This is a genomic window from Bradyrhizobium sp. STM 3809 (assembly GCF_000239795.1).
Lineage (GTDB): Bacteria > Pseudomonadota > Alphaproteobacteria > Rhizobiales > Xanthobacteraceae > Bradyrhizobium.
On sequence record NZ_CAFJ01000008.1, the window covers coordinates 1 to 8743 of the forward strand.

General features: G+C 66.5%; 8 protein-coding genes. 4 read left to right on the top strand and 4 right to left on the bottom strand.

Annotated features, from left to right (window positions below; all coding sequences use genetic code 11):
* Window positions 1–56 precede the first annotated feature (56 nt).
* From urtE to BRAS3809_RS00520, 3 genes are all read left to right on the top strand, one after another.
* Window positions 57–746 carry an urea ABC transporter ATP-binding subunit UrtE gene (gene urtE / locus BRAS3809_RS00510; protein WP_008960139.1) on the top strand — a complete coding sequence of 230 codons (690 nt, stop codon included), beginning with the start codon at window positions 57–59 and terminating at the stop codon, window positions 744–746.
* Between the two features lie 36 nt (window positions 747–782).
* Complete coding sequence (fmdA, locus tag BRAS3809_RS00515) at window positions 783–2012, top strand: formamidase (RefSeq protein ID WP_008960140.1); 1230 nt, start codon at window positions 783–785, stop codon at window positions 2010–2012.
* 99 nt (window positions 2013–2111) lie between these two features.
* Complete coding sequence (locus tag BRAS3809_RS00520; protein WP_008960141.1) at window positions 2112–2453, top strand: FmdB family zinc ribbon protein; 342 nt, start codon at window positions 2112–2114, stop codon at window positions 2451–2453.
* A 29-nt stretch (window positions 2454–2482) separates the two neighbouring features.
* On the opposite strand, the gene BRAS3809_RS00525 is transcribed toward BRAS3809_RS00520, so the two are convergent.
* The 4 genes from BRAS3809_RS00525 to BRAS3809_RS00540 form a co-directional block, all read right to left on the bottom strand.
* Complete coding sequence (locus BRAS3809_RS00525; RefSeq protein ID WP_008960142.1) at window positions 2483–3307, bottom strand: MlaD family protein; 825 nt, start codon at window positions 3305–3307, stop codon at window positions 2483–2485.
* Window positions 3308–3364: 57 nt separating this feature from the next.
* Entirely contained in the window at window positions 3365–4081 is a 717-nt protein-coding gene (locus BRAS3809_RS00530) for a DUF1614 domain-containing protein (protein WP_008960143.1), read from the bottom strand.
* A 120-nt stretch (window positions 4082–4201) separates the two neighbouring features.
* Window positions 4202–4765 (bottom strand): class GN sortase, encoded by a 564-nt coding sequence (locus tag BRAS3809_RS00535; RefSeq protein WP_008960144.1) that lies wholly within the window; start codon window positions 4763–4765, stop codon window positions 4202–4204.
* A gap of 101 nt (window positions 4766–4866) precedes the next feature.
* The gene (locus BRAS3809_RS00540) at window positions 4867–7134 is read right to left on the bottom strand and encodes a marine proteobacterial sortase target protein (RefSeq protein ID WP_008960145.1); all 2268 of its coding nucleotides are present in this window, start codon (window positions 7132–7134) and stop codon (window positions 4867–4869) included.
* Between the two features lie 201 nt (window positions 7135–7335).
* Between BRAS3809_RS00540 and BRAS3809_RS00545 the strand changes: the two genes are divergently transcribed.
* Complete coding sequence (locus tag BRAS3809_RS00545) at window positions 7336–8109, top strand: helix-turn-helix domain-containing protein (protein ID WP_008960146.1); 774 nt, start codon at window positions 7336–7338, stop codon at window positions 8107–8109.
* Window positions 8110–8743: the final 634 nt, after the last annotated feature.

An 8743-nucleotide genomic window follows, 5' to 3' on the forward strand; every position in this document is an offset into this window, starting at 1 on the left:
CAAGGGGGAGGGGAGAACAGACAGCTCGTCGAACTTACTAACAGGGAGCAGGCGTGATGCTCGCAATCTCCGATCTCCATGTCGCCTATGGCCAGAGCGAGGTGCTGCATGGCCTGAACGTCAAGGTCGCGCCCAACGAGATCGTTGCGATCATGGGCCGCAACGGCATGGGCAAGACCACCCTGATGAAGTCGCTGATGGGCATCTTGCCCGCCAAGAGCGGCTCGATCGCGATGGATGGCGCCGAGCTGTCGGGCATGAAGAGCTACGAGCGCGTCGCCAAGGGCCTCGCCTATGTACCGCAGGGGCGGATGATCTTCTCGACCATGACGGTCAAGGAGAACATCGAGACCGGCCTCGTCGTGTCCGGCGAGTCCGAGGTGCCCGGCGACATCTATGAGCTGTTCCCGGTTTTGCTCGAGATGAAGGGCCGGCGCGGCGGCAATCTCTCCGGCGGCCAGCAGCAGCAGCTCGCGATCGCGCGCGCGCTCGCCACCAAGCCGAAGGTGCTGCTGCTCGACGAGCCGACCGAGGGCATCCAGCCGTCGATCATCAAGGAGATGGCGCGCACCCTGAAGCGCATCCGCGACGAGAAGGGGCTGTCGATCGTCGTCTCCGAGCAGGTGCTGAGCTTCGCGCTGGATATCGCCGACCGCGTGCTGGTGATCGAGAACGGCGAGATCGTCCGCGACGATCCGCGCGAGTCCGTCGATGCCGCGCAGGTCTCGAAATATCTGTCCGTCTAACCACTCCGTCCAAGCAAAGGTAAAGGGGAGCTTCTGATGCCAGAGACACTGATCAAGGTCGATCTGACCAAGTCGGCCTACGAGAACGACAAGGTCCACAACCGCTGGCACCCGGACATCCCGATGGTGGCCTGGGTCAATCCCGGCGACGACTTCATCGTCGAGACCTATGACTGGACCGGCGGCTTCATCAAGAACAACGACTCCGCCGACGACGTGCGCGACATCGACCTGTCGATCGTGCACTTCCTGTCCGGCCCGATCGGCGTCAAGGGCGCCGAGCCGGGCGACCTCCTCGTCGTCGACCTGCTCGACGTCGGTCCGCTGAAGGAGAGCCTGTGGGGCTTCAACGGCTTCTTCTCCAAGCAGAATGGCGGCGGCTTCCTGACCGACCACTTCCCGCTGGCGCAGAAGTCGATCTGGGACATCAAGGGCCTCTACACCTCGTCGCGTCACGTGCCCGGCGTCAACTTCGCCGGCCTGATCCATCCCGGCCTGATCGGCTGTCTGCCGGATCCGAAGCTGCTCGCGACCTGGAACGAGCGTGAGACGGCGCTGATCGCGACCAACCCGACCCGCGTGCCGGGCTTGGCCAATCCGCCGTTCGCGCCGACCGCCCATGCCGGCCAGGCCAAGGGCGACGTCAAGGCCAAGATCGGCGCCGAGGGTGCCCGTACCGTGCCGCCGCGTGAGCATGGCGGCAATTGCGACATCAAGGACCTGTCGCGCGGCTCGAAGATCTATTTCCCGGTCTACGTGCCCGGCGGCGGTCTCTCGATGGGCGATCTGCACTTCAGCCAGGGCGACGGCGAGATCACCTTCTGCGGCGCCATCGAGATGGCCGGCTGGCTGCATCTGAAGGTCGACGTCATCAAGGACGGCGTGTCCAAGTACGGCATCAAGAACCCGATCTTCAAGCCATCGCCGATCACGCCGAACTATCGCGACTACCTGATCTTCGAGGGCATCTCGGTCGACGAGGCCGGCAAGCAGCACTATCTCGACGTCCACATCGCCTATCGCCAGGCCTGTCTCAACGCCATCGAGTACCTGAAGAAGTTCGGCTACTCCGGCGCCCAGGCCTATTCGATCCTCGGCACCGCGCCGGTGCAGGGCCACATCTCCGGCGTGGTCGACGTGCCCAATGCCTGCGCCACGCTGTGGCTGCCGACCGAGATCTTCGACTTCGACGTGATGCCGTCGGCGGCGGGGCCGATCAAGCACATCAAGGGCGACATCCAGATGCCGATCTCGCCGGACAAGTAATTCTCCTCCCTGCGCGACGGGGTGCGGGACGGCAGCGTACCGGCCGCCCCGCATCCGCCGCGCGGGCCTTGGAGACGATGTTGCGCAGGAGACGAGACAATGCCGGTCTATGAATATCTCTGTGATGAATGCGGTCCATTCACGGACATGCGGCCGATGGCCGAATGTGACGAGCCGCAGCTCTGTCCGCAATGCCAGGACATGGCGCCGCGGGTGATCCTCACCGCGCCCGCCTTCGCCTGCATGCCGGCGGAGCGGCGCACGGCGCATGCCACCAACGAGCGCAGCCGCCACGCGCCGCAGACGCTCGCGGAATACAAGGCGAAGCACGGGCCGGGTTGCGGCTGCTGCTCGCCGAAGAAATCGCCGCGGCTGATGACCAAGACCAAGAGCGGCGCCAAGGGCTTTCCGACGGCGCGGCCCTGGATGATCAGCCACTGAACGCGCGAGGGGGACGGCGCGTCCGGCCCTCAGCGTGACGCCGGCACCCGTCGTGGTCCCGGCGCCACTGGCTGGCCGCCGAACTTCGCGCTCATCGCATTGGCGCCGTCGCTGATGTCGACCAGCGTCTTGCGGCTGTCGTCGATGACCTTGGCGGATTTGCGCTTGAAGCTGTCGACCAGCTCGCGCATCGACTTGATCTGGTCGAACAGCTGGCCGGGATTGCCGTCGGCGAAGCCGGGAATGGCGCCGTCGATCTTGGTCACCAGCGTATCGAAGCCCTTGAAGATGTCCTCCGCCTTGTCGATCGCCGCATCGATCGCCGCCGTCTTGTCCTGCAGCGCCGCGGTCTCGGTCTCGAAGCTCTGCAGCGCTTCCTTGATCGCCGGCGCATTGCTGACGACGTATTTGTCGATGTTGTGCACCGTCTCGACCATCGTCTCCTGGTCCTTGAGATCGGCCGTCAGGACCGGAACGCCGTCGTGATCGAGCGGCACCGGCGGGGCCGTCGGCGCGCCGCCGACCAGCGAGATCGCCGCGATCCCCGTCAGGCCCTGGAACTCGATGCCCGCCGTGGTGTCCTTGCGGATCGGCGCCGACTTGTCGAGCGTGATCATGGCGACGATCTTGCGCGGGCTCTCCAGGTTGATCGACACGATCTGTCCGGCCTGCACGCCGTCGAAATTCACCGGGCCGCCCTTGCGCAGGCCGGCCGCTGAGCCGCCGTCGAACACCACGCGCATCATGCCGCGCTGTTCGGCAATGCGGCGCTTCTGCTTGATCAGGACACCACCGATCCCGGCCGCCACGGCCGCGATGGTCACGGTTCCGACAATGAGATTGATCGTGCGCATTCGCTGTCCGCTGCTGCCTCCAGCCAATTTTAGCCGCTAACGCCTCCAGTTGGAAGGTCAGCGCGCAAGCCCCGGGCGGGACGGCGCGGCGAGCCCCGCCAGCAGCACCGCGAGGATGCCGGTCAGAAAGACGCCATCGAAGGTCCCGGCGCCGCCGATCGAGGCGACGGGGGCGCCGAGGCTGCCGATCTTGTCCAGGTTCATCAGGTCGGCGCCGACCAGCGTCCCCATCGAGCCGCCGATATACGCCAGCGGCGCGGCGTATTCGCGCGACAGCAGGAAGGCGAGGATCGCGGTGACGACAACGGGCGCGAACACCGGTACGGCGATGCCCACGCCTTGCACCGGTGTCGCCATGGCATGGATGATCACAGCGATCACCAGCACGGCGATCGTTGCGCGCAGCCACAGCTGGTAACGCAGCACGAGATAGGTCGACATGACCGTCGGGATCACGGCACCGCCGACATTCACCGCGAGCAGCGTGCCCGGCCATTGATGCACCAGCGGCACGACATATTGCATGCCGAAGAAGTCGATGATCTCGCCGGAGCGCGCCACCTGTCCCGGCAGCATCGTGATCGGGATGTTGAAATAGCTGCCGACCAGCGAGCCGAACAGCAGCAGCATCGCCGCGCCCGAGCTGACGCCGAGCTTCATATAGGCATAGCGCAGGATGCCGAGCTGGATCAGGATGATCACGACACCGAATGCCAGCACAAGGATGGCAAAGAAGGCCGGGGTGATCGGCAGATATTGAACCTGGGAATGCATGTCGGAAGCGCTGCGGATGTGAACCTTGCCGAGTCCGTAAGATCATCCCACGGGCGCGGCAGGGTGACAAATGGTGATCCGGCGCTTGGTTCCCAAGGGCGGTGCTGCTCGTCTCGTTCATCATTCGGGGATCATCGTGGCGTGCAGCACGTAGCGCTCGGGCCCCTGTGTCAGCGCGTCGAACGGCCAGCAGGTCGACAGCACCAGCTCGGCACGGTCGGTCACGGGGTCGATGTCCGAGGCATCGAAGCGGACGACGCGGGACGCATCGGCGCGGTAGCGGAAGCGCTTGCCGTCGCCCCTGATCACGTCGATCTCGTCGCCGATCCTGACGTCGCGCAGGAAGCGGAAATGCGTGTCGCGATGCGCAGAGTAGAGCGCGATGCCGGGCTCGCCCGGCTCGGCGCTCCCCTCGACATGCCCGGCGCCGAAGGCCAGCGCCTGGCCGCTGGAGCCGGCCAGCGCGATGGTCGAGACGCCCAGGCGCTTCACGTCGATGCGGGCCACCGGGACGGTGTCGGCCCAGGACCACGGCTTGACCGGCTGGCCCGACGCAATGGTCTGGCTGAAGGCGCGATCGAGCAGCACTTGGGCGACGATGGCCTTGGCGTGGATAAGCGCGCCATGACCGAACAGGATGAGTCCGACAAGTGCGACCGTGAGCGGGATGACAAATCGTGGCATTCTCTCTCCTCCCGTCATTGCGAGCGAAGCGAAGCAATCCAGGGTCACGCGTGCAGTCCTGGATTGCTTCGTCGCTTCGCTCCTCGCAATGACGATCCTCCTTAGTTGGCAGCCCGCCGCCGGAGGGCGGCGAGCCAGATCAGTTCGAGTAGCAGGATGGCCAGTCCGATGAGCATGCTGAGCTCGGCATCGGTGGCCGTCTTCGGCAGCGTGATCGTCGCGGGCGTCGTCGGTACAACCGGCCGCTTCAGCGCGGCGAGCTGGACGTCGCCGTCGCCCTCGGCGCGACGGTCCTTCTGCATCGCCGGCATCCGGCCGCGCTCGCCGAACAGCTTTTCGAAATCCCAGCCGGCCGGCAGGTTGATCGGCAGCTCGGCCAGCTTCAACGGCTCGCCGTCGGGGCGGCGCGGAGTCTTGTCGACGGCGACGAGGCTGGTCAGGCGGGTCACCAGCTGGTGCTCCAGCGCGAGCTTCAGGATCGCACCGTCGGCTTCCTCCGGCGTCATCTGCCGCATCGTCCTGGCGACCTCGGCATCGCCGATCTTGCGCCGTGCCCAGAGCTTGGAGAGCCCCTTGCCCTCGGCGGCGCCGGACAGCGGCAGCGTGATGCTCCAGGGCTGGTCGCCGATGCGGCCCTTGAGCTGCAGCGATCCGGCGAGGCGGTCGATCTTGGCGGCGAGCACCAGCGGCTCGTTGCGATAGACGTCGGGCAGCACCGCCGGCGTGAGATCGGCGGAGGCTTCCGAGAAGTTGGCGCTGAGCCCGGTCACGACCGGGTTCTCCAGCTTGGCGAAGAGATCGCGCATGCGCTCCTCGACCTGCTCGACCGAGCCGATATGGGTGAAGGCGCCGCGGCCGAGCTCGGCGGCGCGGCTCATCAGATAGGTGTTCGGCGCCGAGCCGATGCCGACCATGAAGATGCGCGAGCGGCCGCGCATCGCGGTGATGGTCTCGAACAGCTGCTGCTCGTTGCCGATGGCGCCGTCGGTCAGGAACACCACCTGCCGGACGCGGTCGGCGTCGCTGCCGTCGTCGGTCAGCGCCGCGCGCATCGCCGGCACCATCTCGGTGCCGCCGCGCGCGTCGAGGCCGCTGACGAAGCTGGTGGCGTCGCCGACATGCTCGGCATCGGCCGGCACCGAGGCGGGAAACAGCACCGTCATCGTGTCGTCGAAGCGGATCACGTTGAAGCGGTCATTCGGCTGCAGCCGTCCAAGCGCATAGAGCAGGCTGGCCTTGGCCTGGCGGATCGAGGTGCCGCCCATCGAGCCGGAATTGTCGATCACGAAGATGACGTCGCGCGGCTGCGGGCGCTGCGTGGCCGCGGCCACCGCCGGCGGCGTGACGAAGGCGAGCAGGTAGTCGGCATCGCCGACCTGCTCGTGGAACAGTCCGACCGACGGCATCTTCTCGGACGCCGGCTTCCAGCTCAGCTCGAAGTCGCGATCGGCCGGCACGACGCCCTCGGCCAGGGTGACGACACGCGTCTTGGCGTCGGGGCTCTCGATCGTCACCTGGTGATGGTGGCTCTTGACCTCGCCGAGCGCGAAGCCGGCCTGCAGCCGCACGGTGATCCTGGTGGGATTGACCGGATCGGTCTTGGCGGGGTCGAGCACCTCGGGCGAGATGCGGTCGCGGTCCGGCACCGGATCGTTGCTCGCCGCGCCCCAGCCATCGCTGTAGGGGCGGAGATCGACGCTCTGCACGATCGGCTTCGGATTGTAGCGCGGCGCCACCACCAGCGGCACCCGCAGCGAGAATTCGCCGGCGACCTGCGCCACCGGCTGCTGATATTCGATCTGCACCAGCACGGTTTCGCCGGGGCCGATATTGGCGAGCGAGTTGGTGAAGATGTTCGGCCGCTCCTGTTCGGTCAGCGCCGCGGTCTTGCCCTCGCGCCTGGCCTGGTCGTAGATCACCTTCGCCTCCTGGCGCGGCTTGATGTCGCCGATCACGACGCGGTCGCCGACGATCATCTTCAGCGTGTCGACCGCGCTGTCCGGCGGCAGCGGATAGACGTAGACGGCCTCCACCCATTGCGAGCTGGTATTCTTGAACAGCTGCGTCACGCGCGCCCGCGCGGTCGGGCCGGACACGACGATGTCGACGTCGATGCCGAGCCGTGGCGCCTCGGCGTAGCCGGCGTCAGACTTGAACAGCAGCGCGCCGGAGCGGGCGTCGGCCGGCTTGGTCAGCGGCGCCAGCGGCCCCTCGGCCGACCAGCCCGGCGTGATGCTGAGAAACAGCGCCGCGAAGCCGACCAGCAGCACGGCGCCGGCTTGCAGCAGCAGGAACAGCAACATGGTCACGATCCATGACCGGATCGGATGGGCGCTGCTGCGGATGTCGGTGTCGATCGTCTCGCTCATCAGGGGGCTCCGCAACGAACAGGATGGGGCAGGCTCAGACTGCCGGCGGCATGCACGCGTCGCGAGCGGAATGGTCGGTCTTGTTCGGCCAGTGCCCGCCGGGCTCTGTCCGGTGCTGCCGTGGGCTCGGCTGATCTGTCCGGGTTTGTGCTGATTTGTCCGTCTGCTAGAAGGAGGCTGCGTGATGCGGCAGGGACCAGGATGTCGAACCCGGACAACAACGAGCTTTCCGACGAGCAGAGCCGGCAGGTGGCGGAGACCATCCGCGAGGAGATCGCGCGGCGCCGGATGTCGCGGCAGGCGCTGGCGGAGCAGGCCAAGCTCAGTCTGTCGACGCTCGAGAAGGCGCTCGGCGGCCGTCGCCCGTTCACGCTCGCCACCATCGTGCGGCTCGAGCAGGCGCTCGGCATGTCCCTGCGCAAGGCGCCGAGCGCGCCGGCCGCCGCACCAGCGGCGAGCGGCGGCATCGCGCCGGACAGTCTCGGCTCCTATTCGCGCCGCGCGGTCGAATGGATCGAGGGCACCTACGTCACCTTGCGACCGTCGTTCGGCGACAAGGACGCGATCTACGCCTATCGCACCGACATCGTCTGGGACGATGCGGTCTCGTCGCTGGTGTTTCGCGAGGGGGCGCGGCTCGACGCGGCGTTCACGCAATTCGGCGAGGTCGCCGTGCCCAACCAGTCCGGCTTCGTCTACCTCGTCACCAACCGCCACGGTCAGCACCGCCTGATCACGGTGTCGCGCCCGACCATCACCGGCGAGATGTACGGCATCATCACGACCCTGCTGGCGGGCCGCGGCTCGCTGCTGACCCCGATCGCCGCCCCGATCGCGCTGCTGCCGCTGCGCAGCGTCGCGGAGCCAAGTTTCGGACGCCTCGGGGCGGATGATCCGAATTATCAGCTCTATCGCGGGCACCTGCGCAAGACGACCGATGAGCCGTTCGCGCTGTTCGTGCAGGGCGTGCCGTGAGGTGATCAGTTCTATCGACAACTAACGGACTGTAGGGTGGGCAAAGGCGCGCCGCACTGCTGGCGTGACAAGCTCCGCTGCATCGCGCGCCGTGCCCACCATTCGCTCCGAATGCGCCGAAAGACGGTGGGCACGCAACCGCCCTGCGGGCGGCCGCTTTGCCCACCCTACGGCCGTTCGAAGTGTTGGGCACATTTCTAACCGCCGTCATTGCGAGCGCAGCGAAGCAATCCAGAGTTCTCGCTCAGCCCTGGATTGCTTCTGCGCTCGCAATGACGGAGCTTGTAGTTGGTGAGCTGTTCCAACAAATACAGCGTCGTCCCGGCGAACGCCGGGACCCATACCCCCAGGGAGCAGTTTGAGGCCGGATGGTCATTGGCTTTTTCGCGCCACATGACCGCCGCGGAGTATGGGTCCCGGATCGGCGCCATGCCGCGCTTTGCGCGTCACGGCTTGTCGGGGACGACGGCGATGGGTGGGGCGGATTCACGGGGTCAAACAGCACGACGTTCAAACAGTCGAACGTCTCAACAGCAGATGGTATCAATCAATAGGCAGCGGAGTACGAACGTGCCGTCGCATTCCCGCGGCATCTCATGCCCGAGGTTTTCAATCAGTCCGTCCCTCTCAATTC

Coding starts and splice junctions, on each gene's coding strand:
- urtE (WP_008960139.1), top strand. CDS start 57: ATGCTCGCAATCTCCGATCTCCATGTCGCCTATGGCCAGAGCGAGGTG.
- fmdA (WP_008960140.1), top strand. CDS start 783: ATGCCAGAGACACTGATCAAGGTCGATCTGACCAAGTCGGCCTACGAG.
- BRAS3809_RS00520 (WP_008960141.1), top strand. CDS start 2,112: ATGCCGGTCTATGAATATCTCTGTGATGAATGCGGTCCATTCACGGAC.
- BRAS3809_RS00525 (WP_008960142.1), bottom strand. CDS start 3,307: ATGCGCACGATCAATCTCATTGTCGGAACCGTGACCATCGCGGCCGTG.
- BRAS3809_RS00530 (WP_008960143.1), bottom strand. CDS start 4,081: ATGCATTCCCAGGTTCAATATCTGCCGATCACCCCGGCCTTCTTTGCC.
- BRAS3809_RS00535 (WP_008960144.1), bottom strand. CDS start 4,765: ATGCCACGATTTGTCATCCCGCTCACGGTCGCACTTGTCGGACTCATC.
- BRAS3809_RS00540 (WP_008960145.1), bottom strand. CDS start 7,134: ATGAGCGAGACGATCGACACCGACATCCGCAGCAGCGCCCATCCGATC.
- BRAS3809_RS00545 (WP_008960146.1), top strand. CDS start 7,336: ATGTCGAACCCGGACAACAACGAGCTTTCCGACGAGCAGAGCCGGCAG.